The organism is Enterobacter cloacae complex sp. 2022EL-00788, from assembly GCF_026627565.1.
GTDB lineage: Bacteria > Pseudomonadota > Gammaproteobacteria > Enterobacterales > Enterobacteriaceae > Enterobacter > Enterobacter pasteurii.
Map to the genome: position 1 here is coordinate 93,573 of NZ_JAPNMC010000013.1, position 26,258 is coordinate 119,830.

Here is a 26,258-nt window from a genome sequence, read left to right on the forward strand (position 1 = left end):
GTGCGGGGATTTTTATTAACGCGGTTTACTCCCACTCTTCCAGGAACCGCTGCCCGTACTGGTCGGCTACCAGCAGCGCCGCGTACACCTGATCCGGCGACACGCCGCCCGGCATGTTGTGGATGGTTTCTCCCTCTGCGCAAGATGCCTCCGCAATCAGACGCATTTTGGCCGGAATATCCTCTTTAATGTTCAGCTGCGCCAGCGTGATCGGCAGCCCAACGCTGTGGCAAAGCGCGGCGACGGTCTCGATTTCTTCAACCGGCGCGTTCTCCAGCACCAGCTGCGTCAGCGTGCCGAACGCCACTTTTTCACCGTGGTAGAAATGATGTGCATCCGGCACCGCCGTCATGCCGTTGTGAATGGCGTGCGCCGCCGCCAGCCCGCCGCTTTCGAATCCCACGCCGCTCAGATAGGTGTTCGCTTCGATAATACGTTCCAGCGCGGGGGTGACGACGTGCTGCTCCGCCGCGAGCATCGCTTTTTCGCCCTCTTCAACCAGCGTGTTGTAGCACAGCTCTGCCAGCGCTAACGCTGCCTGGGTGCACTTGCCTCCCGCCATGGTCGTGGCGCCGCTGCGCGAGCAGGCGCGTGCTTCAAACCAGGTTGCGAGGGCATCGCCAATCCCGGCGGCCAGCAGGCGCGCGGGCGCGCCGGCAACCACTTTGGTATCGACAATCACCATGTTCGGGTTGTGCGGCAGCATCAGGTAACGGTCGAACTCGCCGCTGTCGGTGTAAATGACGGAAAGGGCGCTGCACGGCGCATCGGTGGAGGCGATGGTCGGCGCAATGGCCACCGGCACGTCCATAAAGTGCGCCAGCGCCTTGGCGGTATCCAGCGTTTTGCCGCCGCCGATGCCCAGCACTGCCAGACAGTCGGCGCTGTCGGCCAGTTTCTTCAGGCGATCGATTTCGTTTTGCGAACATTCGCCGCCAAACGGCGCGATTTCAGCATGAAGTTCAGCTTTTTTAAAGCTCTGGCGCAGGGTTTCTTCGGCAAAACCCAGCACAAACTTATCGCCCACCACCAGCCAGCGAGCCGCCAGCGGCTTCAGGTAGTCGCCGAGACGAGTGAGAACATCAGCGCCCTGGATGTACTTCCCCGGCGATTGAATGATACGGTCCATAACATTTCTCCCTTAGAGGTTGAGGTTACCAAACGCGTTTTTCCAGTCCTGCTCGAACTTCTCTATAGCTGACTCTACCGCCGGCGTGCCGAGCATTTGTTGCGCTACGTCTAAGGGAAGCGTGATTGCCTCGCAGCCGGCCAGCAGGCAGTCCAGCGCCTGGCGCGGCGTTTTAAAGCTGGCAGCCAGCACCATGCTCTCTGGCGCATGCTGTTCCAGCAGGGATTGCAGCTCCTGTACCGTGCGAATGCCGTCACCGCCCTGCGCGTCGACGCGGTTTACATACGGTGCGACATACTTTGCACCTGCCAGCGCGGCCAGTAACCCCTGAGCGGCGCTGTAAACGGCGGTTCCCAGCGTGGTAATTCCCTCTTTCTTCAGCGCCTTAATCGCGATGAGCCCCTGCGCGGTGACGGGAATTTTTACCACGATGTCCGGCAGGGCATTGCTCAGCCGTTTTGCTTCCGCCACCATTCCTTCTGCGTCGCGGCTCATGGTCTGGGCGAACAGCCTGCCTTCCGGGCCGATAGCCTGCTGCAGGCGCGGCAGCACCTCCCAGACAGATTCGCCGCTGGCGGCCATGATGCTTGGGTTGGTGGTCACGCCCGCAATCGGAAAAATACGTGCAAGGCGTTCAACTTCCGCCACGTTGGCGGTATCCAGATACAGTTCCATCACTCTTCCTCGTTTTAGAGTTCTAATTCGTGTTGCAGCAGGGAAGCGATAGCCTCCTGAGAGCTGGCATTAACCAGAGCACTGCGAAAATCCTCATGCATGATGCGGCGGGCCAGGCGGGAGAAAATGCGCATATGCTGGTCGCCGGCGGCGTGTTTGTTCAGCGTCAGCATGATGATGAATTGCGCCTCCTCGTCCCCCCACATCACAGGCGCTTTCAGGCGGGCGACGCTGATGGTGGATTGTTCAATATGCTCGGATTTGCTGTGTGGAATGGCGAAACCAAAACCCAGCCCGGTTGAAAATACGGCTTCGCGCGCCCACAGGTCGGCCTCCAGCTTGCGCGGATAGCGGCATCGCCCGGCAAGCAGCAGGTTATCGGTCATGCCTTTCATGACCTCTTCTTTACTGTTCCAGTCGTTATCCAGCGAAATACAGCGTGGCGTGACCAGCGGCGTATCCTGCTGGTTCATGCGGAACTGGGCGAGCAGGTGCTCTACTTCAAGCGAGGTGCGACACGCCATGGCCTGGTTCAGCAACTGGCGGCAGGCGCGGCTATCAAGCTGCGCCAGGCGTGCTTTGGTGGCAGCAATGGCAGGGGAGCCCATGCTCAGTTCGTCCAGCCCCAGACCCACCAGCAGCGGCAGTACCGATCCTTTCGCGCCTAACTCCCCGCAGAGGCCAATCCACTTACCCTGGCGGTGAACGGCCTGCACCGCGTAGTCCAGCGCCCGCAGGAAGGCGGGGTTCAGGCTGTTGTAGTGGCGCGTGACTTTGGCGTTGTCGCGGTCCACGGCCAGCAGATACTGCGTCAGGTCATTGCTGCCGATGCTAAAGAAATCAATCTCTTCGCAGCACTGATCGATGATGAACATCACCGAAGGGACTTCCAGCATAATGCCGAGCGGGATTTTCTCATCAAACGGAATATGTTCAGCACGGAGCTGCTGCTTCGCTTCGGCGAGCTTCTCCTTCACCCACAGGATCTCTTCCATGGAGGAGATCATCGGGATCATGATCTTAAGGTTTCCGTGGGCAGAGGCGCGAAGGATCGCCCGAAGCTGGGTCGTGAAAAGCGGTGAATACTCTTCATATATGCGCACGGCGCGGTAGCCGAGGAACGGGTTGTTCTCGGCCGGGATATTCAGGTACTCCACCGGCTTATCGCCGCCGATATCCATGGTGCGCACAATAATGCTGCGGTCATTTGCACTTTCCAGCGCCTGACAGAAAATGTTGTACAACTCGTTTTCGCCGGGTGCGCTGGCACGATCCATATAGAGCATTTCAGTGCGGAACAGGCCCACGCCTTCGGCACCATTACCAAACGCTGCCCGGGCCTCCACCGCGTGGGCAATGTTGGCGGCAATTTCAATGCGCAGGCCGTCGGCGGTTCTGGCTTCACAGTCAAGCCAGACGCGCTGTTGCTCGCGTATCGCCTGCTGGACGCGCGCTTCCTGCCGATAATAACGCGCCACGGCATCGCTGCCATTGACGACCACCGCACCGGCATTGCCGTCCACAAATACAGGCTGATTGCGCCATTGCAGCAGGCTTTCGCTGTCGACGCCCACAAGCGTCGGAATATTAAAGGAGCGCGCGAGGATCACGGTATGCGAGGTGGTGCCGCCACTTCTGAGCAGCAGCCCTTTAAGCAGCGTTTTATCAAGTTCAAGGAACTGCCCGGGAGTAAGATCGTCCGCGAGGCAGACGCCCGGCTGCGTCAGCTGGCCGGGAGCCGGGAAACGCGCTTCACCGTAGATATGTTGTAAAAGCTGGTAGCAGACGTCGCGCACGTCCAGCACGCGCTCCTGCAAATAGGCGCTGCTGGAACGGGAGAACGTGTCGCAGAAATGGTTTGCCGTGGCGACGATGGCCTGGGCGCAGCTTAGGCCCTGGCTGACTCCTGACAGGAGGTGCTGACGCAGCGAGGTATCTGTAGCCAGCGAGCGGTGGGCTTCAAGAATAGCGCTGGCGGTGCTGTCGCTGTCCAGCGCGCGCAGCGCAATGTGTTTGACCAGCAGCGTCAGCCCGTTATCCAGCGCCGACTGCTCGGCTTCAACGCTTTGCGCGTCGGGTAAATCGGTCAGGGCGTTGAGGTCCAGCGAGGTCAGTAACGTCAGGATGCCGTGTGCGCTGCCGCTGCATACCGGAGTGGCGCGAAACAGCGTCGGGTTCAGGCGTGTCAGCGATTCCGGCAACGGATCCAGCTCCGTGCTGATTACCCCTTCAAGCGGCGCGTCGCAATGCGGAAACTCCTCTTTTAGCCACCGTTCCAGCTGCTGCCGGGCATGCTGCTCGTCTTCACCATCGATCAGCAGGCGGCAGGCATCGCCCGCCAGCGTATCGGTACCAATCAGCGCCAGCGCGCTTTTGGCATTGCCTTTACGATCCGTACGCAGGTTATGCCACTCAATTTGCGAGATAAACGTATTGCACAGCGTTTCCACATGACTTGCCGGACGCGCGTGAACGCCGTTGGGCAGTTCACAGGTAAATTCCACTACCAGAGCCATACACACTCCTGAAACCAATCGTCAATTATGCGAAACAGCATACGAGCGTGATGATGAGGCGCGCCATGTGACAAAACTGCCAAAAGCTGGACAAATGTAATGTCACCTTAAAAGTGAGATTTCACTCACAGGTTGTGACGGTTTGCTTAATGTGAGGTCAGTGCGAAATGTCGAGGCGGATCGCATTTTCATTCCGACATTACAAAAATCCAGTAAATGGCCTTTTTGTCTCCTGTCCGCCGTCTTCCTGATTGCCTATTGTTTGCCACAACATCTTTGTGGATAAAGGCCTGGAGCGGCATATGAAAGCGTTGGTGCATATTCTCAAGAACACGCGGCAGCATCTGATGACAGGGGTGTCGCACATGATCCCGTTTGTGGTCTCGGGCGGCATTCTGCTGGCGGTTTCGGTCATGCTTTACGGCAAAGGTGCAGTACCCGACGCCGCAACCGATCCCAATCTGAAAAAGCTCTTTGATATCGGCGTGGCGGGTCTGACGCTGATGGTGCCGTTTCTCGCCGCCTATATCGGCTACTCCATTGCAGAACGTGCCGCGCTGGCCCCCTGTGCTATTGCCGCCTGGGTGGGCAACAGCTTCGGTGCGGGGTTCTTTGGCGCGATTATCGCCGGGATTTTCGGCGGCATTGTCGTCTGGTATCTGAAAAAGCTGCCCGTGCCGAAAGTGCTGCGCTCCGTCATGCCTATCTTCATCATCCCAATTATCGGCACGTTTATCACGGCAGGCATCATGATGTGGGGGCTTGGCGAACCTGTAGGCGCGCTTACCACCGGTCTCACCCAGTGGCTGCAAGGAATGCAGCAGGGCAGCATCGTGGTACTCGCCATCATTATCGGCCTCATGCTGGCGTTCGATATGGGCGGCCCGGTTAACAAAGTGGCGTACGCCTTCATGCTGATTTGCGTCGCGCAGGGCGTCTACACCATCGTTGCGATTGCCGCCGTGGCTATTTGCATACCGCCGCTGGGGTTAGGCCTGGCGACGCTGATTGGCCGCAAAAATTTTACCGGTGAAGAACGTGAAGCAGGTAAAGCGGCGCTGGTGATGGGCTGCGTGGGCGTCACCGAGGGAGCGATTCCGTTTGCCGCAGCCGATCCGCTGCGCGTGATTCCTTCCATTATGCTGGGCTCCGCCTGCGGCGCGGTCACGGCTGCCGTTATGGGCGCGCAATGCTATGCCGGATGGGGCGGGTTGATTGTGCTTCCCGTGGTGGACGGCAAGCTCGGCTATATCGCAGCGGTTGCCGTGGGTGCAGTGGTGACGGCAGTCAGCGTCAACGTGCTGAAGCGTATTGCCCGTAAGAACACAAAGCAGGTCGAGGAAAAAGAGGATGACCTGGATCTGGATTTCGAAATTAACTGAGTGAGGAAGAGAACATGGCCCGAATTATCGCAGTAACAGCATGTCCGTCTGGCGTAGCCCATACCTACATGGCTGCCGAAGCGCTGGAAAGCGCCGCAAAAGCCAAAGGCTGGGAAGTGAAGGTAGAAACGCAGGGGTCGATTGGTCTTGAGAACGAACTGACGGCGGAGGATATCGCCGCAGCAGATATCGCGATCCTGACTAAAGACATCGGCATTAAATTCGAGGAGCGTTTTGCCGGGAAAACCATCGTGCGCGTCAATATCAGCGACGCGGTAAAACGTGCCGACGCCATCATGAACAAAATCGATGCCCACCTGGCGCAAACCGCCTGATGCTCTCCCGCCCTTCGGGGCGGGCTGGTTTTTTCCGTTACAGGAGTTCCCTCATGACGAATCGTATACCGCGCCTGAAAGATGCGCTCTTTGCCAACCCTCGCGAAATCTCGCTTGAGCGTGCGCTGCTCTATACCGCCAGCCATCGGCAGACGGAAGGCGAGCCGGTTATTCTCCGGCGCGCGAAAGCAACGGCACACATTCTCGACCATGTGGAAATCGCGATTCGTGATGAAGAACTGATTGCCGGAAACCGCACCGTTAAGCCGCGTGCAGGCATTATGTCCCCGGAGATGGATCCCTACTGGCTGCTCAAGGAGCTGGACCAGTTCGCCACCCGTCCACAGGACCGCTTTGAAATCAGCGATGAGGATAAGCAGACCTACCGTGAAGTGCTGTATCCCTACTGGGAAAACCGGTCGATGAAAGATTTTATCAACGGCCAGATGACGGATGAGGTGAAAGCCGCGGTCGGGACGCAGATTTTTAGCGTCAACCAGACGGATAAAGGGCAGGGGCATATCATTATTGATTATCCGCGCCTGCTCAATAACGGGCTGGGAGCGCTGGTGGCGGAAATGCGTGAACGCTGCGCTCGCGATGCGCAAAACACGTTCTATGCGGCGGCGCTGATACTGCTTGAAGCGTCCCAGCGCCATATTCTGCGTTATGCAACGCTCGCTGAAGAACTGGCTCAGAGCAGCGATGCGGCACGTCGCGAAGAATTGCTGGCAATGGCCGACATCTCGCGGCATAACGCGCAGCATAAGCCGCAAACCTTCTGGCAGGCGTGTCAGCTATTCTGGTACATGAACGTCATTTTGCAGTACGAATCCAACGCCAGTTCGCTCTCCATCGGGCGTTTTGACCAGTATATGCTGCCGTTTTATCAGGCCTCGTTAATGCAGGGAGACGATCCGGCGTTTCTGAAAGAGCTGCTGGAATCGCTGTGGGTGAAGTGTAACGACGTGGTGCTCTTGCGCTCGACCAGCAGCGCCCGTTATTTTGCCGGGTTCCCGACCGGGTATACCGCGCTGCTGGGCGGCCTGACGGAAAGCGGGCGTAGCGCGGTGAACGTGCTTTCGTTCCTGTGCCTGGACGCCTACCAGAGCGTTCAGCTTCCCCAGCCTAACCTCGGCGTACGGGTAAACGAACTGATCGACCGACCTTTCCTGCTGAAAACAGCGGAGACTATTCGCCTGGGCACCGGAATTCCTCAGATTTTCAACGATGAAGTGATAGTACCTGCGTTTTTAAATCGCGGCGTGTCGCTGGAAGACGCGCGTGACTACGCGGTTGTCGGCTGCGTTGAACTGTCGATTCCAGGTAAAACTTACGGCCTGCACGATATCGCCATGTTTAACCTGCTGAAGGTAATGGAAATCGCTATGCAGGAGAATGAAGGCAATAGCGGGCTGACGTACGAGGGGTTAATTGAACACATACGCGGCAGGATTAATCACTATATTGCGCTGATGGTGGAAGGGAGCAACATTTGCGATATCGGCCATCGCGACTGGGCGCCCGTGCCGTTGCTCTCCTCCTTTATCAGCGATTGTCTGGAAACGGGGAAAGACATTACTGACGGTGGCGCGCGCTATAACTTCTCCGGCGTGCAGGGGATTGGCATTGCCAATCTGAGCGACTCGCTTCATGCCCTGAAAGGGCTGGTGTTTGAACAGCAGCGCTTAAGTTTTGACGAGCTGCTGGCGGTGCTAAAAGCGAATTTTGCCACCCCGGAGGGCGAAAAGGTGCGCGCGCGGCTGATCAATCGCTTTGAGAAATACGGTAATGATATCGACGATGTCGACAATATCAGCGCGGAGCTGCTGCGCCATTACTGTAAAGAGGTCGAAAAATACCGCAACCCGCGCGGTGGGATCTTCACGCCTGGCTCGTATACCGTCTCTGCGCACGTGCCGCTTGGCGCGGTCGTGGGCGCTACGCCGGATGGCCGCCTGGCGGGCGAACAGCTGGCGGATGGAGGGCTCTCTCCGATGCTCGGCCAGGATATGCAGGGGCCGACGGCCGTGCTGAAATCGGTAAGCAAGCTGGATAACTACCTGTTATCTAACGGTACGCTGCTAAACGTTAAGTTCACCCCCGCCACGCTGGAAGGCGATGCCGGGCTGCAGAAGCTGGCGGACTTCCTCCGCGCGTTTACGCAGCTTAAGCTGCAGCATATCCAGTTCAACGTGGTCAACGCGGAAACCCTGCGTGAGGCGCAGCGGCGTCCGCAGGATTTTGCCGGGCTGGTGGTGCGCGTTGCCGGCTACAGCGCCTTCTTTGTTGAGCTGTCGAAGGAGATCCAGGATGACATTATCCGTCGGACCGCGCATCAGCTGTGACGTGGTTGAAGCACGCCCCGACGTAGCGCGTATTTTCAATATTCAGCGCTATTCGTTGAACGACGGGGCAGGTATTCGCACGGTAGTCTTTTTCAAAGGCTGCCCTCACCGTTGCCCGTGGTGCGCCAACCCGGAGTCGATCTCGCCGAAAATTGAGACGGTTCGCCGGGAGAGCAAATGTCTGCACTGCGCACCCTGCCTGCGCGATGCGGACGAGTGCCCGTCCGGGGCGTTTGAGCGCATCGGGCGCGACGTGACGCTGGACGAGCTTGAACGCGAGGTGATGAAGGATGATGTCTTCTTTCGCTCATCGGGAGGCGGGGTGACGCTGTCAGGCGGGGAAGTATTAATGCAGTCACCCTTTGCGACGCAGCTGCTTAAGCGTTTGCGCCGCTACGGTATTCGCACCGCTATTGAGACGGCGGGAGATGCGCCCCTGTCCCGACTGCTGCCGCTGGCACGCCAGTGTGACGAAGTGCTGTTTGATCTGAAGATTATGGATCCTGAGCAGGCGCGCGCGGTGACGGCAGTAAATCTTCCCAGAGTGCTGGAAAACCTTACGCAGCTGGTGGCCGAAGGCATCAACGTCATCCCCCGCGTGCCGCTTATTCCCGGCTATACGCTAACCGACGCCAACATGGCGCGCGTGCTGGCATTTTTGTTACCTTCAGGGATACGGCAGCTGCATTTATTACCGTTTCACTCCTATGGTGAACCAAAATACCGTCTGCTTGGGCAACAATGGTCGATGCGGGAGGTCAATCCTCCGACAGCTGACGAGGTCGCGGCAATGCGCCGTATGGCCGAAGATAAAGGGTTTCATGTCACCACTGGAGGTTAAAAATGACAGTAATAGCAGGGCGTCATCTGGTGGCGGTAACCGCATGCGTGAGCGGCGTGGCGCATACTTACATGGCCGCAGAACGGCTGGAGCGGATTTGCCAGCAGGAGAAATGGTCAGTGCGCATTGAGACGCAGGGGGCGTTAGGCATTGAAAGTGAACTGACGGAGGACGATATCCGCCGCGCCGATGTCGTATTGCTTATCACGGATATTGAGCTGGCGGGTAACGAACGCTTCGAATCCGCCCGCTATGTGAAATGCGGGATTAATGCTTTCCTGCGGGATCCGCAAAAGGTCATGGCAGCGGTACGAAAAATGGTATCCGCACCGCAGCATACGCAGGTCATTCTGGACTAGCCGCTTTCCCGGTCAGCTGGCTGTGATACTGGCGACGGTACTCCGACGGCGAGCGCTCCGTATTTTTACGGAATAAGCGGCAGAAATAGTTACTGTCGACAAAACCGCAGGCATGCGCCACTTCTTTTACCTTTAAGTCATACCCTTTCAGCAGCTGACGCGCGTGCTCCAGCCGCGTGTGGGTCAGGTATTCATTAAAACCGACCGCGCCGGTTTTCTGGAAAAGATGCGATAAATAGTTCGGAGAGATGTAAAACGCCTGCGCTACGGATTCCCGGGTAAGCGGGGTCGCATAATGTTCATCGATATAAACGCGAATGGCTTCAAACAGCGCCTGGCTGCGGGAGGCGGTCTGGATCTGACTACCCAGCAAGTCGACGCAGTGGCTAAGCAGGCTGGCGACAACCAGCCGCGCCGTCTGCTGCTCGTGCGGCTGCATCTGCATTTCATGAAGCGTCTGTAGCAGGAAGGAGCCGATGCGGGGGCCACGACGGGCAACGTGCTGTTTTGCAAGGTTACGAACGTCTACGCCGTCCCAGTGCAAAAGGCTAAATCCAAGCTGCTGTTTGCCAAACAGGATGCTCAGCGTTGTCGCGGGCATGTGCCATTGCGGATCGTTCCAGCCGCCAGCCGGGACGTATAAAACGTCACCCTGCTGTAATACGCAAGCCGCCGGGTCTTTCACCGAGCCTTCGAGCACGATCTCCAGACGGGGGAAATCGACCTGCAGGGCGAGCTCGGGTGCGCAGAGGGCTGGGTTGGCGAAATGCACCTGACGCAGCGGCGTCGTGCCGCCGATCAGGTCAGTCAGGATGTGGGTAATATCGTGCTGCATGGTGTAAATACCGAGGTATTGCCGGGCGGCGCTAACGCTTAGCCGGCCTGCCTGTCGCAGGCCGGGGCAGGCGTAGCGCCCCGGGGACTGAGCATTAACCGGTGTTACGCATGCCCGCCGCAACGCCCGCAATCGTCACCATCAGCGCCTGTTCAACGCGTGGATCGGGATCTTTACCTTCCTCTTCCGCCAGACGCGAACGGTGCAGCAGTTCAGCCTGCAAAACGTTCAGCGGGTCGGTGTAGATGTTGCGCAGCTGAATTGACTCGGCGATCCACGGCAGGTCTTCCATCAGGTGGGAGTCGTTGGCTATATCCAGCACCACCTTGATGTCGCCTTCCAGCAGCTCGCGCAGCTCTTTACCCAGCGCCCACAGCTCTGGTTTCACCAGGCGCTGATCGTAGTATTCCGCCAGCCACAGGTCGGCTTTCGAGAAGACCATCTCCAGCATGCCCAGACGGGTGGAGAAGAACGGCCAGTCGCGGCACATGGTTTCCAGCTCGCTCTGCTTACCGTCTTCCACCACTTTTTGCAGCGCCGCACCGGCACCCAGCCAGGCGGGCAGCATCAGGCGGTTTTGCGTCCAGGCGAAGATCCACGGAATGGCGCGCAGGGATTCAACGCCGCCGGTCGGACGACGCTTGGCCGGACGCGAGCCCAGCGGCAGTTTACCCAGCTCCTGCTCAGGCGTTGCTGAACGGAAGTAAGGTACGAAGTCTTTGTTTTCACGCACGTAGCCGCGGTACAGGTCGCAGGAAATGTCAGACAGCTCATCCATAATGCGGCACCAGGATTCTTTTGGCTCCGGCGGCGGCAGCAGGTTTGCTTCCAGGATCGCGCTGGTATAGAGCGACAGGCTGCTGATGGTCACTTCCGGCAGGCCGTACTTGAAGCGGATCATCTCGCCCTGCTCGGTCACGCGCAGGCCGCCTTTCAGGCTTCCCGGCGGCTGAGAGAGCAGCGCTGCGTGTGCTGGCGCACCGCCACGGCCAATTGAGCCACCGCGTCCGTGGAACAGGGTCAGCTCAATGCCGGCTTTCTCGCAGGTTTTAATCAGCGCGTCCTGCGCCTGATACTGCGCCCAGGATGCCGCCATCACGCCCGCATCTTTTGCGGAGTCGGAATAGCCAATCATGACCATCTGCTTGCCCTGAATAAAGCCGCGATACCAGTCGATGTTCAGCAGCTGGGTCATCACGTCGTTGGCGTTGTTCAGGTCGTCGAGGGTTTCAAACAGCGGTGCCACCGGCAGGGCATAGTCGATGCCCGCTTCTTTCAGCAGCAGGTGAACGCCCAGCACGTCGGACGGGGTTTTCGCCATGGAGATCACATAGGCGGCCACCGATCCTTTCGGCGCATCCACTATCGCTTTACAGGTGTTGAGCACCTCGCGAGTGTCGTTGCTTGGCTCCCAGTTGCGCGGCAGCAGAGGGCGCTTGGAGTTCAGCTCGCGGATTAGAAACGCCTGCTTGTCGGCTTCTGACCAGCTTTCATAGTCACCGATGCCGAGATAGCGGGTCAGCTCGCCCAGCGCTTCGGTATGACGGGTACTTTCCTGACGTACGTCGATACGCACCAGCGGCACGCCGAAACACTTCACGCGGCGCAGGGTGTCGAGCAGTTCACCGTTGGCGATGATGCCCATCCCGCAGGCCTGGAGCGATTTATAGCAGGCGTACAGCGGTTCCCAGAGCTGTTCGTTCTGGCTCAGCAGACCTTCCGGCTTCGGCAGGCGCTGCCCTTTGAGGCGCGCTTCCAGCCAGGCCTGAGTGGCCATCAGCTGGCCGCGCAGTTTTTTCATCAGGAACCGGTACGGCTCGCTGGCGCCTTCTTCACCGGCCAGCGCGCGCAGTTCCGGCGTGGCTTCAACCATCGACAGCTCGGAGATCAGCACCTGAATATCTTTCAGGAACAGGTCGGTTGCTTTCCAGCGGCTCAGCAGGAGAACGTGGCGGGTAATGTCCGCCGTCACGTTCGGGTTGCCGTCGCGGTCGCCGCCCATCCAGGAGGTGAAGCGAACCGGCACAAAGTCGACCGGCAGGCGGTAGCCGAGGTTCTCTTCCAGCTGTTCGTTCAGCTCGCGCAGGTAGTTCGGCACCCCTTCCCACAGGCTGTTTTCCACCACCGCAAAGCCCCATTTGGCTTCGTCAACCGGGCTTGGACGATGCTTACGAATTTCGTCGGTGTGCCAGGACTGGGCAATCAGCTGACGCAGGCGACGCATGAGCTGGTTACGTTCGTAGTCGGCAATGTCTTTGTTATCCAGCTGCTTCAGACAGTTGTTCACTTCCACCATTTTGTGGATCAGCGTACGACGGGTGATTTCGGTTGGGTGCGCGGTCAGAACCAGCTCCAGCGAAAGGGATTCCACCGCTTTTTTGATGGTGTCTTCGTTGAGGTCTGGCCGATCTTTCAGTTTACGAAGGGTGCGGGCAATGACTTCCGGGTTGCTGGCCGCTTCGCCTTTTGGCGAAATGCTGTGATATTGCTCAGCGGTGTTTGCCAGGTTAAGGAACTGGCTGAACGCGCGGGCAACGGGCAGCAGCTCATCGTTAGAGAGGTTCTGCAAGGTGGTGAGCAGCTCCTGACGGTTCGCCTCGTTACCGGCACGGGAAGATTTGGACAGCTTGCGGATGGTTTCAACGCGGTCGAGGATGTTTTCCCCCAACGCGTCTTTGATGGTATCTCCAAGCACCTTGCCGAGCATACTGACATTACTACGCAACGCGGAATATTGTTCGTTCATAAAAACCCAGTCACCCCATCATTTTTGTTTATGCCCAGGCGAAAATTTTCTGGACAATATTTTGTCATCTCCCTTTATAAAGCCACGTAAAACCCCCGTCGTCAATTGCTGCGAAAACGGTTCAGCAGATGAATAAATGTGGGTAATTTACGAAATTTAATTCGCTTTGCGTCAGATAAGAGATGCTTATGGGAATGTGACGGAGATCGCGGGATTTGTTGCCCTCACCCTAACCCTCTCCCACAGGGAGAGGGGACTCTTCGGTGCGGTCTTAATGCCAGCAGAAGTGATGCACGACCTGGGTAATCAGTTCGCGGGTTGGCTTGATGAAGCGGGTTTCCAGATATTCATCCGGCTGGTGCGCCTGGTTGATAGAGCCAGGGCCAAGGACCAGCGTCGGGCACAGGGTCTGAATAAACGGCGCTTCGGTGCAGTAGTTCACCACGTCGGTTTTCTCACCGAGCAGCTTTTCCACCACTTCAACCAGCTGGTGATCCGGCGGGCACTCATAGCCCGGGATCGGCGGATGCAGCTCGGAGACCGTCAGGCGGCCCGGCCAGCGCTCGCTTACCGGAGCCAGCGCTTCGTTCAGCAAGCCGTCGAGATCGCTCAGCGTCATGCCCGGCAGCGGGCGGATGTCCATGTGCAGCTCGCAGCAGGCGCAGATACGGTTGGAGGCATCGCCGCCGTGCAGGCTGCCGAGGTTCAGGGTCGGATACGGCACGGTGAACGCGTCGTAGTGATACCGCTCTTTCAGGTCATCGCGCAGGGTCATTATGCGGCCGATGGCGTCATGCATCAGCTCAATGGCGTTCACGCCGCGCGCCGGATCGCTGGAGTGACCGGACTGACCGAGCACGCGCACCGCCGTGGAAATATGGCCCTTGTGCGCACGGATCGGCTGCAAAGAGGTTGGCTCACCGATGATCGCGCAGTCCGGGCGAATCGACGTGTTTTCAGAAAAATAGCGTGCGCCCGCCATGCTGGTCTCTTCATCGGCGGTCGCCAGAATGTAGAGCGGTTTTTTCAGCTTCGTCACGTCCACGTCACGCAGCGCGTCGAGGATAAAGGCGAAGAAGCCTTTCATGTCCGCCGTGCCCAGGCCGTAGAGCTTGTTGTCGTGCTCGGTCAGGGTGAACGGGTCGCGGGTCCAGCGGCCATCGTCAAACGGCACGGTGTCGGTGTGACCGGCCAGCAGCAGGCCGCCCGCACCGGTACCGGTGCTGGCGAGCAGGTTAAACTTGTGACGGGTTCCGGGGACGGGCTGAACCTCAACGTTAAACCCAAGATCGCTAAACCAACCCGCCAGCAGATTGATTAAAGACTCATTGCTCTGATCCAGTGCTTCTTCGGTCGCGCTGATGGAGGGTGTGGCAATCAGGGCGCGGTAAATCTCGATAAATGGCGGTAAGTTCATTTTCATTGTTGACACACCTTAGGTCGTGATAGTATCAATATTCATGCAATAAATGTGAATAAAAATACATTAACGTTGAGCATAAAGGAACCCGATGTTGAATACGCTGATTGTAGGCGCTAGCGGTTATGCGGGCGCAGAGCTTGTAAGCTACGTGAATCGCCACCCTCATATGACCATAACCGCTTTGACCGTGTCAGCGCAAAGCAATGATGCCGGAAAGTTAATTTCCGATTTGCATCCGTGGCTTAAGGGCATTGTCGATCTGCCGCTGCAGCCAATGTCTGACATCAGCGAGTTTACCGACGGCGTCGACGTGGTGTTTTTAGCCACCGCGCACGAGGTCAGCCACGACCTGGCGCCGCAGTTTCTGGCGGCTGGCTGTGTAGTCTTCGATCTCTCCGGCGCGTTCCGCGTTAACGACGGTGCGTTCTACGAAAAATATTACGGCTTTACCCATCAGCACCCGGATCTGCTCGAAAAAGCGGTGTACGGCCTGGCGGAGTGGAGCGCGGATAAACTCAAGGAAGCGAATCTGATTGCCGTGCCGGGCTGTTACCCGACGGCGGCGCAGCTCTCCCTTAAGCCGCTGATCGACGCGGGCCTGCTGGATCTGAACCAGTGGCCGGTGATCAACGCCACCAGCGGCGTGAGCGGTGCCGGGCGCAAGGCGGCGATCTCCAACAGCTTCTGCGAAGTGAGCCTTCAGCCGTATGGCGTGTTCAACCATCGCCATCATCCTGAAATCACCACCCATCTGGGCGCGGACGTGATTTTTACGCCGCATCTGGGCAGCTTCCCGCGCGGGATCCTCGAAACCATTACCTGCCGCCTGAAGCCGGGCGTGACCAAAGAACAGGTAAGTGAAGCCTTCACGCAGGCGTATGCGGATAAACCGCTGGTGCGTCTGTACGACAAAGGCGTGCCGGCGCTGAAAAACGTGGTCGGCCTGCCGTTCTGCGATATTGGCTTTGCCGTTCAGGGCGAGCACCTGATTGTGGTCGCCGCAGAAGATAACTTACTCAAAGGCGCTGCCGCACAGGCAATGCAGTGTGCAAATATTCGTTTCGGCTTCCCTGAAACGCAGGCTCTTATTTAAGGTGTGATGATGAACCCATTAATTATCAAACTCGGTGGTGTGCTGCTGGACAGCGAAGAAGCGCTGGAGCGTCTGTTTACCGCGCTGGTTAACTATCGCGAATCGCACCAGCGTCCGCTGGTGATTGTGCACGGCGGCGGCTGCGTGGTGGACGAGCTGATGAAAGGTCTCAACCTGCCGGTGATAAAGAAAAACGGCCTGCGCGTCACGCCTGCCGACCAGATCGACATCATTACCGGTGCGCTGGCGGGTACGGCGAACAAAACGCTGCTGGCGTGGGCGAAGAAACACCGTATCGCGTCCGTTGGGCTCTATCTCGGCGATGGCGACAGCGTAAAAGTGACCCAGCTCGACGAAGCGCTCGGCCACGTTGGGCTGGCGCAGCCGGGTTCGCCTGAGCTGATTAACACGCTGCTGGAAGGCGGTTTCCTGCCGGTGGTGAGCTCTATCGGCGTGACCGAAGAGGGCGAGCTGATGAACGTGAATGCGGACCAGGCGGCAACCGCGCTGGCGGCAACGCTGGGCGCAGACCTGATCCTGCTCTCTGACGTAAGCGGTATTCTGGACGGCAAAGGCCAGCGCATTGCGGAAATGACCGCCGCGAAAGCCGAGCAATTGATTGAGCAGGGCATTATTACCGACGGCATGATCGTCAAAGTCAACGCCGCGCTGGATGCGGCTCGCACGCTGGGTCGCCCGGTGGATATCGCCTCCTGGCGTCACGCGGAGCAGCTTCCGGCGCTGTTTAACGGCACGCCGATTGGCACGCGTATTCTGGCGTAATCGATTTTCTGTTTTGCAGGTCCGGCAAGCGCAGCACCGCCGGGCAATGACATTCAAAGATATTAAGGAAGCATGTTATGGCACTTTGGGGTGGGCGTTTTACACAGGCAGCGGATCAGCGGTTCAAACAGTTCAATGACTCTTTGCGCTTCGACTACCGCCTGGCCGAACAGGATATTGTCGGCTCTGTGGCCTGGTCCAAAGCGCTGGTGACCGTGGGCGTGCTGACCGCAGATGAACAGCAGCAGCTTGAAGAGGCGCTGAATAAACTGCTGGAAGAGGTGCGGCTGGATCCGCAGCAAATCCTGCAAAGCGATGCGGAAGACATTCACAGCTGGGTGGAAGGCAAACTGATCGACAAAGTGGGCCAGCTGGGTAAAAAGCTGCACACCGGCCGTAGCCGTAACGACCAGGTCGCGACCGATCTGAAGCTGTGGTGTAAAGAGACCGTTGGCGAACTGCTGGCGGCTAACCGTCAGCTGCAGAGCGCGCTGGTGGAAACGGCGCAGAACAACCAGGACGCGGTCATGCCGGGTTATACCCACCTGCAGCGCGCGCAGCCGGTGACCTTTGCGCACTGGTGTCTGGCCTACGTTGAGATGCTGGCGCGTGACGAAAGTCGTCTTCAGGATACGCTCAAGCGCCTGGACGTGAGCCCGCTGGGCAGCGGTGCGCTGGCGGGAACAGCGTATGAAATCGACCGTGAACAGCTGGCAGGCTGGCTGGGCTTTGCCTCTGCTACCCGCAACAGCCTGGACAGCGTGTCTGACCGCGACCACGTGCTGGAGCTGCTCTCAAACGCGTCTATTGGCATGGTGCACCTGTCGCGCTTTGCAGAAGACCTGATCTTCTTTAACTCGGGCGAAGCCGGTTTCGTCGAGCTGTCCGACCGCGTGACGTCAGGCTCTTCCCTGATGCCGCAGAAGAAAAACCCGGACGCGCTGGAGCTGATCCGCGGGAAGTGTGGCCGCGTTCAGGGTGCGCTGACCGGCATGATGATGACCCTGAAAGGGCTGCCGCTGGCGTACAACAAAGACATGCAGGAAGACAAAGAGGGGCTGTTCGACGCGCTCGACACCTGGCTGGACTGCCTGCACATGGGCGCGCTGGTGCTGGACGGCATTCAGGTGAAACGTCCGCGCTGCCAGGAAGCGGCCCAGCAGGGCTATGCCAATTCTACCGAACTGGCGGACTACCTGGTGGCGAAAGGCGTACCGTTCCGCGAAGCGCACCACATCGTGGGCGAAGCGGTGGTGGAAGCCATTCGTCAGGGTAAACCGCTGGAAGATCTGCCGCTTGCCGATCTGCAAAAATTCAGCGCGGCTATCGGGGATGATGTGTATCCGATTCTGGCGCTGCAGTCCTGCCTGGACAAGCGTGCGGCGAAAGGCGGCGTGTCGCCTAAGCAGGTGGCGCAGGCGATAGCGGACGCGAAGAGCCGGCTGGTTTGAACCGTGCGGGCTGGTGCCCTCACCCCGGCCCTCTCCCACAGGGAGAGGGAGAAAAACAGAGCCTGGCTTAGTGCCAGGCTTTTTTACGCAAAAAAAAAGCGGACCACGGGGTCCGCAAAAGTTCACGTTGGCTTTAGTTGTTCGAGTTTTGAGAGAAACTCGATGACGGTGACGGGTCGTCAAGGGTCAAACACGTTCCGCCTCGTCTGTGTGATGTATTATTCAACAGAATGCTTGATAGGGATAATCGTTCGTTGCTATGCTATCTATCGCCATGAACTATCGTGGCGACGGAGGATGAATAATGAATATTCGTGATCTTGAATACCTGGTAGCGTTAGCCGAGCACCGTCATTTTCGCCGCGCGGCAGATTCCTGCCACGTCAGCCAGCCCACGCTGAGCGGCCAGATCCGCAAGCTGGAAGACGAGCTGGGCGTGATGCTGCTGGAGCGCACCAGTCGTAAGGTTCTGTTCACACAGGCAGGTCTGCTGCTGGTGGATCAGGCGCGCACCGTGCTGCGCGAGGTCAAAGTGCTCAAGGAAATGGCAAGCCAGCAGGGGGAGGCGATGTCCGGCCCGCTGCACATCGGCCTGATCCCAACCGTTGGCCCGTATCTGCTGCCGCACATCATTCCCATGCTGCACCAGACGTTCCCGAAACTCGAAATGTATCTGCATGAAGCGCAAACCCATCAGCTGCTGGCGCAGCTGGACAGCGGCAAGCTCGACTGCGCGATTCTGGCGCTGGTAAAAGAGAGTGAAGCCTTTATTGAAGTGCCGCTGTTCGATGAGCCGATGATGCTGGCGATCTATGAAGATCACCCGTGGGCGAACCGCGATCGCGTGCCGATGGCCGATCTGGCCGGTGAAAAGCTGCTGATGCTGGAAGATGGCCACTGCCTGCGCGATCAGGCGATGGGCTTCTGCTTCGAGGCGGGCGCTGACGAAGATACCCATTTTCGCGCAACCAGCCTGGAAACGCTGCGTAATATGGTCGCGGCGGGAAGCGGAATTACGCTGCTGCCTGCACTGGCCGTGCCGCGCGAGCGTAAGCGTGATGGCGTGGTCTATCTGCCGTGCATTAAGCCGGAGCCGCGTCGTACGATTGGCCTGGTGTATCGTCCGGGGTCACCGCTGCGCAGCCGCTATGAGCAGCTGGCAGAGGCCATCCGCGGTGCGATGGATGGCCATTTCGACAGCGCGTTAAAACAGGCGGTTTAAGCCGTTTAGCGCGGCTACCCGATAGGCTTCCGCCATTGTCGGGTAGTTAAAGGTGGTGTTAACGAAGTACTCAATGGTGTTACCGCCACCTTTCTGCTCCATGATCGCCTGGCCGATGTGAATGATTTCCGCCGCGCGTTCACCAAAGCAGTGAATGCCGAGGATCTCTTTCGTCTCGCGATGGAACAGGATCTTCAGCGTACCCACGCTCATTCCCACGATTTGCGCCCGCGCCAGATGTTTAAACTGAGCACGGCCCACCTCGTAAGGCACCTTCATGGCAGTCAGCTGCTGCTCGGTTTTCCCTACGGAGCTGATTTCCGGAATGGTGTAGATCCCCGTCGGAATATCTTCAATCAGATGCGCGGTCGCTTCACCTTTTACCAGCGCCTGAGCGGCAATGCGCCCCTGATCGTAAGCGGCTGATGCCAGGCTTGGGTAACCAATCACGTCGCCTACCGCGTAAACGTGCGGCAGCGCGGTCTGGTACATGCTGTTGACCTTCAGCTGGCCGCGGCTGTCGGTTTCGAGCCCGATGTTTGCCAGCTGCAGGGAATCGGTGTTGCCGGTGCGGCCGTTGGCATACAGCAGGCAGTCCGCTTTCAGCTTTTTACCGGATTTCAGGTGCATAATCACACCGTCGTCGCAGCCCTCGATCTTCTCGTACTCCTCGTTGTGACGGATCACCACGCCGCTGTTCCAGAAGTGGTAGGAGAGGGAGTCTGACATCTCCTGATCGAGGAACGCCAGCAGGCGGTCGCGGGTGTTGATCAGGTCAACTTTGACCTCCATTCCCCGGAAGATAGACGCATATTCACAGCCAATAACGCCTGCGCCATAGATAATCACATGGCGAGGTTCATGGTGCAGGCTCAGGATGGAGTCGCTGTCGTAAATGCGCGGGTGCGAGAAATCCACGTCTGCCGGATGATACGGGCGTGAACCGCAGGCGATCACAAACTTTTCAGCGGTGAGTGTCTCAACCGAACCGTCATGACACTCCAGGGCCAGGGTGTGTTCGTCCACAAAATGCGCGTTTCCTTGCAGAATTTCACAGTGGTTACGCTCATAGAAACCCTGACGCATGCGCGTCTGCTGGTTAATGACCGTGTCTGCGTGGTTCAGGATGTCGGCAAAAGAGGAACGAAGAAGTCGGGAGTGGTCGCTGTAAAGAGGGTTCTGGTTAAATTCAATAATGCGGCTAACGGCGTGGCGGAGGGCTTTTGAAGGGATGGTGCCCCAGTGGGTGCAACCGCCGCCGACGTTATGGTAGCGCTCTATTACCGCTACTCTGGCTCCCTGTTTTACCAGACCCATAGCAGCACCTTCGCCGCCGGGGCCGGAACCAATAACTATTGCGTCGTAATCGTAGGAATGTGGCATGGCAAGGCTTACCTGTTCTTATACATAAAAGCAACAGAATCATAACATCATTGCCGGGGTAACCCAATTATCGTTGTGCTTTTTTCGGGCAGTGGAGCACAAACCGCGCGTAAACAATCATTCACAAAGCTGAGCAAACAGATTAATTTTATTCTCTGGTATAGTGCCAACGGGCCTTTGGAAGGATTCAACTATCGTGATGGGCGTAAGAGCACAACAAAAAGAGAAAACCCGGCGTTCGCTGGTGGAAGCCGCATTCAGTCAACTGAGTGCTGAGCGGAGTTTTGCCAGTTTAAGCCTGCGAGAAGTTGCACGCGAGGCCGGGATTGCGCCAACGTCCTTCTACCGTCATTTCCGTGATGTGGATGAACTGGGCCTGACCATGGTCGATGAGAGCGGTCTGATGCTGCGCCAGCTTATGCGCCAGGCGCGTCAGCGTATCGCCAAAGGGGGCAGCGTGATCCGCACCTCCGTGTCGACATTTATGGAGTTTATCGGCAATAACCCTAACGCGTTTCGCCTTTTGCTGCGCGAGCGCTCCGGCACGTCGGCGGCGTTTCGCGCCGCGGTCGCGCGTGAAATTCAGCATTTTATCGCGGAACTTGCCGACTATCTCGAAATCGAAAACCATATGCCGCGTGCGTTTACTGAAGCTCAGGCAGAGGCGATGGTGACCATTGTTTTCAGCGCGGGTGCCGAAGCGCTGGACGTCAGCATCGAACAACGCAAGCAGCTCGAAGAGCGGCTGGTATTGCAGCTGCGGATGATCTCCAAGGGTGCGTATTACTGGTATCGCCGTGAACAAGAAAAGTTGGCACATCAAAACGATGAGTGAAGGTGAGTAATGAAACAGTCAGGTCAGGATAAAGGAACGCTGTTGCTGGCATTGATCGCTGGCTTATCCATTAACGGTACGTTTGCCGCTATTTTTAGCTCAATCGTTCCGTTTTCGATTTTCCCGATTATCGCGCTGGTGCTGACGGTGTACTGCCTGCATCAGCGTTATCAGAACCGCACTATGCCTGTCGGGTTACCGGGGCTGGCCGCAGCCAGCTTTATCCTGGGCGTGCTGTTGTATAGCACCGTGGTGCGTGCAGAATACCCGGATATCGGCTCTAACTTCCTGCCTGCGGTACTGTCCGTTGCGCTGGTGTTCTGGATCGGCTCGCGTATGCGTAGCCGCAAGAGCCAGCTGCCGGAGTAATGAAGGTTTAAGGGCAGGTAAGCAAAGCGCCACCTGCCAAAAAATGCCGGATGGCGCTACGCGTGTCCGGCATGCAGATTATCGTGCAGTGAGCAGTACGCCGCACTCCATATGGTGCGTATACGGGAACTGATCGAACAGCGCCAGACGTTCAACCTTGTGCGTCTGGCTTAACGTTTCCAGGTTCTTGCACAGCGTCTCCGGGTTACAGGAGATGTACAGGATACGCGGGTACGCCTGCACCATCTTCTCGGTTTCGCTGTCCAGGCCACTGCGCGGCGGATCGACAAAAATCGTCTCGCACCGGTAGCTTTTCAGATCAATCCCCTGCAGGCGATGAAACTCACGCACGCCATTCATCGCCTGGGTAAACTCTTCTGCCGCCATACGAATAATTTGTACGTTGTCGATGTGGTTAGCGGCGATGTTGTACTGCGCGGCAGCAACCGACGGCTTGGCGATTTCCGTCGCCAGCACGCGCTCGAAGTTACGCGCCAGCGCCAGCGAGAAGTTACCGTTACCGCAGTACAGCTCAAGCAGATCGCCCTGCGATCCTTCCGTCGCGTTCAGCGCCCACTCCAGCATCTGCACGTTCATTGCCGCATTCGGCTGGGTGAAGCTGTTCTCTACCTGACGGTAAACCATCTCTTTACCGGCCACCGGCAGACGCTCGTCAATATAATCCTGGTCGAGCATGATTTTGGTTTTGGTCGCGCGGCCAATCAGGTGCACGTTGATGTTCTGCGCGCGCAGCGCATCGCGCAGGGCTTCTGCCTGCTCGCACCATTCGTCGGTCAGCGCTTTGTGATAGAGCAGGGAGACAATCGCCTGATTGCTTTGGGTGGTCAGGTAGTCAATCTGGAACAGCTTGTTTCGCAGTACCGGATTGTCGCGCACGCCGTCAATCATCAGCGTCATCAGCTGGTTAATCAGTTCACTCGCCGCGGGGAAGCTATCCACGCGAATGCGAGATTTCGTCTGCTGATCGAAAATGATGTGATACAGGTCGTCGCCATCGTGCCAGATGCGGAACTCGGCGCGCATACGATAGTGGCTGACCGGAGAACGGAACACCTCGGGAACGGGCGCGTTGAACGGCGTCATCATACTTTGCAGGCGGACAACTTTTTCTGCCAGCTGTGCGTCGTACTGTTCTGTAGGGAGGTGTTCGGGGGTCATGATGCGTCCTGAATGATAAAGAATTACGCGGGGATTGTAGGGATTGTGCAGTGGATGTCCAGATTTAATGGCTAATAGCTGTCTGGACATCTATACGTGTCTAATTGTAGCATTCTGTTTCCGGTCTCCTGAGAGTGAAAAGGGAATCCAGTGTAAATCTGGAGCTGACGCGCAGCGGTAAAGACTGGCGGGATGAGAAGTAGAGACACTGTGAAAATGGGAAGTCTTCATCCGTATAACGCCACCCAGCCCGAAGACCTGCCGGGATCACGTCGCATTTGGTTTCATCATCGCGTGCTATGGATGAGGCCTGCGGCATCCTTCTTATATTGTGGATGCTTTAACAATGATTAAAAAAGTATCGCTGTTGACGGCGTTATCCGTCACGGCATTTTCGGGCTGGGCGCAGGAAAGCGCTGACTCGTTGGTGGTGACAGCAAACCGTTTTGAACAGCCTGTAAAAACCGTTCTGGCTCCGACATCCGTCGTGACCCGTGAAGATATTGAACGCTGGCAATCCACGACGGTACTGGATGTCATGCGCAGACTGCCAGGCGTTGACACGGCGCAAAACGGTGGTATGGGGCAACTGTCTTCTCTTTTTATTCGCGGTACCAACTCCAGCCACGTTCTGATCCTCGTTGACGGTATGCGCCTTAACCAGGCAGGTGTCACAGGTTCATCCGATCTCAGCCAGTTCCCCATCTCCCTTGTGCAGCGTATCGAATATGTTCGTGGGCCGCGTTCGGCGATTTACGGCTCAGACGCGATTGGCGGCGTCGTGAACATTATTACTACCCGTGCGAAGGACGGTACGACGCTGACCGCGGGCGCAGGATCGCATGGCTATCAAAATTATGGCGGCAGCACTCAGCAAACGCTTGGCGACAGCACGCGCGTAACGCTTGCGGGTGATTACACCTATACCAAAGGTTTTGATGTGGTCGCGGACGGCAACAATGGCGGCCTTGCTCAGACCGACCGCGATGGCTTTATGAATAAAACGCTCTACGGCGCACTGGAGCATGCATTCTCAGACCAGTGGAGCGGGTTCGTTCGCGGCTTTGGCTACAGCAACCGTACCGCCTATGACGGTTATTACAGCTCGTTTACGCCTGATGTACTGGTCGACACGCGTCAGCTGTACAGCCAGACCTGGGACGCAGGGCTGCGCTTCAACGATGACATCTTCCATTCACAGCTGCTCACCAGCTATAGCCACAGTAAAGACTATAACTACGACCCACATTCAGGGCGATATGATTCGACTGCCACACTGGATGAAATTAAACAGTACAATGTTCAGTGGGTTAACTCCGTGGATGTGGGCCATGGCAACGTTGGCGCAGGCGTAGACTGGCAAAAGCAGAGCACTGAACCGGGCACTAACTATGTGACGAATGGCTATGATTTGCGTAACACCGGCGTCTACCTCACCGGATTGCAGCAGTTTGGTGATGTCACCCTGGAAGGGGCGGTGCGTAGCGATGATAACTCTCAGTTCGGTCGTCACGGTACCTGGCAAAGTAGTGCGGCCTGGGAGTTCATTGAAGGTTATCGCGTTATCGCTTCGTATGGCACAGCCTATAAAGCGCCAAACCTTGGACAGCTCTATGGCTTCTACGGCAACGAACACCTCGATCCCGAAGAGAGCAAGCAGTGGGAAGGCGCGTTCGAAGGTCTTACCGCTGGTGTGAACTGGCGCGTGTCGGCTTACCGTAACGACGTTGATAACCTGATCGACTTCAACAATAACCTTCAGGAGTATTACAACGTCGGCAAAGCACGTATTAAAGGGGTTGAAGCGACTGCCTCGTTTGATACTGGCCCGGTCATGCATACTGTCGGTTACGACTATGTTGATGCCCGTAATGCGGCAACCAACCAACTGCTGGATCGTCGCGCTAAGCAGCAGGTGAAGTATCAGCTCGATACCCGGATCTATGATTTTGACTGGAGCCTGACTTATCACTATCTCGGTACGCGCTACGATACTGACTTCGGCACTTATCCGTCAGAGAAGGTGAAAATGGGCGGCGTCAGCCTGTGGGATGTGGCGGTTTCATATCCTGTCACCTCTCACCTCACAGTTCGTGGTAAAATAGCCAACCTGTTCGATAAAGATTACGAGACAGTTTATGGCTACCAAACTGCAGGACGGGAATACACCTTGTCTGGCAGCTACACCTTCTGATCCGCGTCCCACCGTGCTGGTGTTTGATTCCGGCGTAGGTGGGCTTTCGGTTTATGACGAGATTCGGCAGCTCCTGCCGGATCTCCATTACATCTACGCCTTCGATAACGTCGCCTTCCCGTACGGGGAAAAGAGCGAAGACTTTATTGTTGAGCGCGTGGTTGAAATTGTCACCGCGGTACAAAAGCGCTATCCCCTGGCGCTGGCGGTCATTGCCTGTAATACGGCAAGCACGGTTTCTCTTCCTGCCTTGCGCGAAAAATTTCCGTTCCCGGTTGTGGGCGTGGTCCCGGCAATCAAACCGGCTGCACGCCTGACGGCAAACGGCATCGTGGGGCTGCTGGCGACGCGCGGTACGGTGAAACGTCCTTATACGCGCGAGCTTATCGATCGCTTTGCCAATGAATGCCAGATCGCGATGCTCGGCTCTGCAGAGCTGGTGGAGATGGCGGAAGCGAAACTGCACGGCGAGACGGTATCGCTTGAAGAGCTGCGTCGCATTCTGCGTCCATGGCTGCGGATGCAGGAACCACCGGATACGGTTGTCCTTGGCTGCACCCATTTCCCGCTATTGCAGGAAGAGCTGTTAAAGGTTCTGCCAGAAGGTACCCGGCTGGTGGATTCCGGTGCTGCCATTGCGCGTCGGACGGCCTGGCTGCTGGAACATGAAGCGCCGGATGCGAAATCAGCGGATGCAAATATCGCTTTCTGTATGGCAATAACAAAAGAAACTGAACAGCTTTTACCCGTTTTACATCGTTATGGCTTCGAAACGCTCGAAAAACTGGCGCTGTAGCACGGTTTTGAGCAAAAAAGAGACGGTTGAACGTTTTTTTTAAAAGAGGGGTTGTCAACGTCTGAGAACTCCCTATAATGCGCCTCCACTGACACGGAACAACGGCTTACAGGCCGCCGGGACAGCGGGGTTCAGAGATGAACGCCAACAGAGAAAAGTGAAAATATTTGCTTGACTCTGAATGAGGAAAACGTAATATACGGGACCTCGCAACGGTGAGCTGAAAGCCGCGTTGCAACTGCTCTTTAACAATTTATCAGACAATCTGTGTGGGCACTCAAAGTGACATGGATTCTTAACGTCGCAAGACGAAAAATGAATACCAAGTCTCTGAGTGAACATACGTAATTCATTACGAAGTTTA

Annotated in this window: 21 protein-coding genes and 1 riboswitch; of the genes, 13 read left to right on the forward strand and 8 right to left on the reverse strand. The window is 57.2% G+C overall.

Annotation, left to right across the window (positions count from 1 at the left end):
• Positions 1-25 precede the first annotated feature (25 nt).
• The 3 genes from gldA to ptsP are packed head-to-tail and all read right to left on the reverse strand — an operon-like array spanning position 26 to position 4,320.
• The gene (gene gldA / locus OWK27_RS19025; protein ID WP_176609197.1) at positions 26-1,129 is read right to left on the reverse strand and encodes a bifunctional L-1,2-propanediol dehydrogenase/glycerol dehydrogenase; all 1,104 of its coding nucleotides are present in this window, start codon (positions 1,127-1,129) and stop codon (positions 26-28) included.
• Positions 1,130-1,141: 12 nt separating this feature from the next.
• Positions 1,142-1,804, reverse strand: a complete 663-nt coding sequence (fsa, locus tag OWK27_RS19030; RefSeq protein WP_252005276.1) for a fructose-6-phosphate aldolase — start codon at positions 1,802-1,804, stop codon at positions 1,142-1,144.
• Between the two features lie 14 nt (positions 1,805-1,818).
• Positions 1,819-4,320, reverse strand: a complete 2,502-nt coding sequence (ptsP, locus tag OWK27_RS19035) for a phosphoenolpyruvate--protein phosphotransferase (protein ID WP_267590978.1) — start codon at positions 4,318-4,320, stop codon at positions 1,819-1,821.
• 302 nt (positions 4,321-4,622) lie between these two features.
• Here ptsP and OWK27_RS19040 point away from each other — a divergent pair, with 302 nt between their 5' ends.
• From OWK27_RS19040 to OWK27_RS19060, 5 genes are read left to right on the forward strand one after another with little or no spacing between them, the layout of a single operon-like run.
• On the forward strand, positions 4,623-5,702 hold the full coding sequence (locus OWK27_RS19040; protein ID WP_252005278.1) for a PTS fructose transporter subunit EIIC: 1,080 nt from the start codon (positions 4,623-4,625) through the stop codon (positions 5,700-5,702).
• Positions 5,703-5,716: 14 nt separating this feature from the next.
• Positions 5,717-6,037: a PTS fructose-like transporter subunit IIB gene (locus OWK27_RS19045; protein ID WP_148422570.1), complete on the forward strand. Its 321-nt coding sequence runs from the start codon at positions 5,717-5,719 to the stop codon at positions 6,035-6,037.
• Positions 6,038-6,090: 53 nt separating this feature from the next.
• Positions 6,091-8,385 carry a formate C-acetyltransferase gene (locus tag OWK27_RS19050; protein WP_267590979.1) on the forward strand — a complete coding sequence of 765 codons (2,295 nt, stop codon included), beginning with the start codon at positions 6,091-6,093 and terminating at the stop codon, positions 8,383-8,385.
• The gene (locus OWK27_RS19055) at positions 8,351-9,226 is read left to right on the forward strand and encodes a [formate-C-acetyltransferase]-activating enzyme (protein ID WP_267590980.1); all 876 of its coding nucleotides are present in this window, start codon (positions 8,351-8,353) and stop codon (positions 9,224-9,226) included. The genes OWK27_RS19050 and OWK27_RS19055 overlap by 35 nt, the downstream gene beginning before the upstream one ends.
• A gap of 2 nt (positions 9,227-9,228) precedes the next feature.
• On the forward strand, positions 9,229-9,585 hold the full coding sequence (locus OWK27_RS19060; protein WP_029882885.1) for a PTS fructose-like transporter subunit IIB: 357 nt from the start codon (positions 9,229-9,231) through the stop codon (positions 9,583-9,585).
• Here OWK27_RS19060 and OWK27_RS19065 read toward each other — a convergent pair.
• From OWK27_RS19065 to argE, 3 genes are all read right to left on the reverse strand, one after another.
• Positions 9,572-10,420 (reverse strand): helix-turn-helix transcriptional regulator, encoded by an 849-nt coding sequence (locus OWK27_RS19065; RefSeq protein WP_242174155.1) that lies wholly within the window; start codon positions 10,418-10,420, stop codon positions 9,572-9,574. The two genes, OWK27_RS19060 and OWK27_RS19065, sit on opposite strands and share 14 nt — an antisense overlap.
• Positions 10,421-10,514: 94 nt before the next feature.
• Positions 10,515-13,166, reverse strand: coding sequence for a phosphoenolpyruvate carboxylase (gene ppc / locus OWK27_RS19070; protein WP_242174153.1), 2,652 nt, complete (start codon positions 13,164-13,166; stop codon positions 10,515-10,517).
• 271 nt (positions 13,167-13,437) lie between these two features.
• Positions 13,438-14,589 carry an acetylornithine deacetylase gene (gene argE, locus OWK27_RS19075; protein ID WP_023309677.1) on the reverse strand — a complete coding sequence of 384 codons (1,152 nt, stop codon included), beginning with the start codon at positions 14,587-14,589 and terminating at the stop codon, positions 13,438-13,440.
• An 88-nt stretch (positions 14,590-14,677) separates the two neighbouring features.
• On the opposite strand from argE, the gene argC reads away from it, so the two are divergent.
• The 4 genes from argC (at position 14,678) to oxyR (ending at position 19,138) form a co-directional block, all read left to right on the forward strand.
• Positions 14,678-15,682 carry an N-acetyl-gamma-glutamyl-phosphate reductase gene (gene argC, locus OWK27_RS19080; RefSeq protein WP_242174149.1) on the forward strand — a complete coding sequence of 335 codons (1,005 nt, stop codon included), beginning with the start codon at positions 14,678-14,680 and terminating at the stop codon, positions 15,680-15,682.
• Between the two features lie 6 nt (positions 15,683-15,688).
• Complete coding sequence (argB, locus tag OWK27_RS19085) at positions 15,689-16,465, forward strand: acetylglutamate kinase (RefSeq protein WP_148422577.1); 777 nt, start codon at positions 15,689-15,691, stop codon at positions 16,463-16,465.
• A gap of 77 nt (positions 16,466-16,542) precedes the next feature.
• Positions 16,543-17,916 carry an argininosuccinate lyase gene (gene argH, locus OWK27_RS19090; RefSeq protein ID WP_267590981.1) on the forward strand — a complete coding sequence of 458 codons (1,374 nt, stop codon included), beginning with the start codon at positions 16,543-16,545 and terminating at the stop codon, positions 17,914-17,916.
• 304 nt (positions 17,917-18,220) lie between these two features.
• A complete protein-coding gene (oxyR, locus tag OWK27_RS19095; RefSeq protein WP_025758848.1) occupies positions 18,221-19,138 on the forward strand; it encodes a DNA-binding transcriptional regulator OxyR in 918 nt (305 codons plus the stop codon).
• Here oxyR and sthA read toward each other — a convergent pair.
• Positions 19,121-20,521, reverse strand: coding sequence for a Si-specific NAD(P)(+) transhydrogenase (gene sthA / locus OWK27_RS19100; RefSeq protein ID WP_242174142.1), 1,401 nt, complete (start codon positions 20,519-20,521; stop codon positions 19,121-19,123). The two genes, oxyR and sthA, sit on opposite strands and share 18 nt — an antisense overlap.
• A gap of 196 nt (positions 20,522-20,717) precedes the next feature.
• Between sthA and fabR the strand changes: the two genes are divergently transcribed.
• Both fabR and OWK27_RS19110 read left to right on the forward strand, forming a co-directional pair.
• Positions 20,718-21,356 (forward strand): HTH-type transcriptional repressor FabR, encoded by a 639-nt coding sequence (fabR, locus tag OWK27_RS19105; protein ID WP_267590982.1) that lies wholly within the window; start codon positions 20,718-20,720, stop codon positions 21,354-21,356.
• Between the two features lie 9 nt (positions 21,357-21,365).
• The gene (locus OWK27_RS19110) at positions 21,366-21,725 is read left to right on the forward strand and encodes a YijD family membrane protein (RefSeq protein ID WP_148422580.1); all 360 of its coding nucleotides are present in this window, start codon (positions 21,366-21,368) and stop codon (positions 21,723-21,725) included.
• Between the two features lie 78 nt (positions 21,726-21,803).
• On the opposite strand, the gene trmA is transcribed toward OWK27_RS19110, so the two are convergent.
• Positions 21,804-22,904: a tRNA (uridine(54)-C5)-methyltransferase TrmA gene (gene trmA, locus OWK27_RS19115; protein ID WP_267590983.1), complete on the reverse strand. Its 1,101-nt coding sequence runs from the start codon at positions 22,902-22,904 to the stop codon at positions 21,804-21,806.
• A 104-nt stretch (positions 22,905-23,008) separates the two neighbouring features.
• Positions 23,009-23,185, forward strand: a riboswitch (cobalamin riboswitch).
• A gap of 65 nt (positions 23,186-23,250) precedes the next feature.
• Here trmA and btuB point away from each other — a divergent pair.
• Positions 23,251-25,098, forward strand: coding sequence for a TonB-dependent vitamin B12 receptor BtuB (gene btuB, locus OWK27_RS19120; RefSeq protein ID WP_267590984.1), 1,848 nt, complete (start codon positions 23,251-23,253; stop codon positions 25,096-25,098).
• Positions 25,043-25,894 (forward strand): glutamate racemase, encoded by an 852-nt coding sequence (gene murI, locus OWK27_RS19125; protein WP_176609209.1) that lies wholly within the window; start codon positions 25,043-25,045, stop codon positions 25,892-25,894. The genes btuB and murI overlap by 56 nt, the downstream gene beginning before the upstream one ends.
• Positions 25,895-26,258 lie beyond the last annotated feature (364 nt).

Bases quoted from the DNA above. Each gene is read 5' to 3' on its own strand.
- OWK27_RS19055 (WP_267590980.1), top strand. From the start codon at position 8,351: ATGACATTATCCGTCGGACCGCGCATCAGCTGTGACGTGGTTGAAGCA.
- btuB (WP_267590984.1), top strand. From the start codon at position 23,251: ATGATTAAAAAAGTATCGCTGTTGACGGCGTTATCCGTCACGGCATTT.
- argB (WP_148422577.1), top strand. From the start codon at position 15,689: ATGATGAACCCATTAATTATCAAACTCGGTGGTGTGCTGCTGGACAGC.
- OWK27_RS19050 (WP_267590979.1), top strand. From the start codon at position 6,091: ATGACGAATCGTATACCGCGCCTGAAAGATGCGCTCTTTGCCAACCCT.
- fsa (WP_252005276.1), bottom strand. From the start codon at position 1,804: ATGGAACTGTATCTGGATACCGCCAACGTGGCGGAAGTTGAACGCCTT.
- OWK27_RS19040 (WP_252005278.1), top strand. From the start codon at position 4,623: ATGAAAGCGTTGGTGCATATTCTCAAGAACACGCGGCAGCATCTGATG.
- argC (WP_242174149.1), top strand. From the start codon at position 14,678: ATGTTGAATACGCTGATTGTAGGCGCTAGCGGTTATGCGGGCGCAGAG.
- OWK27_RS19065 (WP_242174155.1), bottom strand. From the start codon at position 10,420: ATGCAGCACGATATTACCCACATCCTGACTGACCTGATCGGCGGCACG.
- ptsP (WP_267590978.1), bottom strand. From the start codon at position 4,320: ATGGCTCTGGTAGTGGAATTTACCTGTGAACTGCCCAACGGCGTTCAC.
- murI (WP_176609209.1), top strand. From the start codon at position 25,043: ATGGCTACCAAACTGCAGGACGGGAATACACCTTGTCTGGCAGCTACA.
- argE (WP_023309677.1), bottom strand. From the start codon at position 14,589: ATGAAAATGAACTTACCGCCATTTATCGAGATTTACCGCGCCCTGATT.
- ppc (WP_242174153.1), bottom strand. From the start codon at position 13,166: ATGAACGAACAATATTCCGCGTTGCGTAGTAATGTCAGTATGCTCGGC.
- oxyR (WP_025758848.1), top strand. From the start codon at position 18,221: ATGAATATTCGTGATCTTGAATACCTGGTAGCGTTAGCCGAGCACCGT.
- OWK27_RS19045 (WP_148422570.1), top strand. From the start codon at position 5,717: ATGGCCCGAATTATCGCAGTAACAGCATGTCCGTCTGGCGTAGCCCAT.
- OWK27_RS19110 (WP_148422580.1), top strand. From the start codon at position 21,366: ATGAAACAGTCAGGTCAGGATAAAGGAACGCTGTTGCTGGCATTGATC.
- trmA (WP_267590983.1), bottom strand. From the start codon at position 22,904: ATGACCCCCGAACACCTCCCTACAGAACAGTACGACGCACAGCTGGCA.
- argH (WP_267590981.1), top strand. From the start codon at position 16,543: ATGGCACTTTGGGGTGGGCGTTTTACACAGGCAGCGGATCAGCGGTTC.
- sthA (WP_242174142.1), bottom strand. From the start codon at position 20,521: ATGCCACATTCCTACGATTACGACGCAATAGTTATTGGTTCCGGCCCC.
- OWK27_RS19060 (WP_029882885.1), top strand. From the start codon at position 9,229: ATGACAGTAATAGCAGGGCGTCATCTGGTGGCGGTAACCGCATGCGTG.
- gldA (WP_176609197.1), bottom strand. From the start codon at position 1,129: ATGGACCGTATCATTCAATCGCCGGGGAAGTACATCCAGGGCGCTGAT.